The sequence below is a fragment of the Vibrio sp. Vb0937 genome (assembly GCF_033338855.1).
This window is the reverse complement of sequence record NZ_JAWOTK010000486.1, coordinates 1-1,010: the sequence shown is the minus strand read 5'-3', so window position 1 is coordinate 1,010 and position 1,010 is coordinate 1. Positions and strand designations below refer to the sequence as shown.

Annotated in this window: 1 protein-coding gene; it reads left to right on the top strand. The window is 45.3% G+C overall.

The features are described 5' to 3' along the window. Positions 1-3 precede the first annotated feature (3 nt). Positions 4-1,010 (top strand): YjjI family glycine radical enzyme (locus R7P67_RS26700; protein WP_318086570.1); only part of this gene is annotated, 1,007 nt, incomplete at its 3' end.

The following is a 1,010-nucleotide window of genomic DNA, read 5'->3' as shown; positions in this document are numbered from 1 at the left end:
CGTTTGTCTCCGAAACAGAAGTCTAACTTCCTCGCTTTAGAAGCTGAAGCATGTATTCCATACATGCCCATTTCTGAAGCACTTCGTGAAGCGATGAGCGATGGCGTAATCTGTGACATGTTTGAAGGTCATGCGCCTTTTAAACCGCGTTATGTTTTACCTGACTATGCGAAGTTTTTATCTCAAGGCTCTGAGTATTTGGAGTTGTCACCTGCAGAAGATTTTGATGATGCGCTAAATATGCTTACCATCATTTATCATCATGTGCCGTCAGTTACTAATATTCCGGTGTATTTAGGGCAGTTAGACGACGTCCTGATGCCTTATGTAGGCGACCAAACTGAAGCGCAGATTTACAAAAAACTTCGACATTTCTGGATCATGTTGGATCGCACGTTGCCGGATGCCTGCATGCACGTGAATATCGGGCCGACAGACAACGTTATCTGTCGCACTATTTTACGTGTGGACGCAGAGCTCAAGCAAATTGCACCAAATCTCACGTTTATGTACGACGAATCGATCACACCAGATGATTTGTTACGTCAGGCGACGACAAACATTTGTGACTGTAACACGCCTCATATTGCGAATTACCCAATTCACGCAAATGCTTATGACGGAGCGCGGTTTGGTATCGTCAGTTGCTACAACTCACTCCCGCTAGCTGGTGGTTCAAACACGCTTGTACGCATGAATCTAAAAGAAGTGGCGAAACGTGCAGCAAGTCGCGACGATTTTTTCAGTAATGTATTACCGACGTATCATCAACTAATGACGGAGTTGATGGATGCAAGAAGCTCGCACTTGCATGAACAATCACAGTTCTTCCAAGGCTTCTTAACCGAAGAAGGCTTGATTGAAGAGTCACGCTTTGCGCCAATGTACGGCATTTATGGCATGGCTGAAGCGGTCAACTTACTTCTTGAAAAAGAAGGGCAAACCTCCCGCTACGGACAAGACGAACGTGCAAATGCATTAGGCCACGAAATTTCAGCGACATTAGCGAC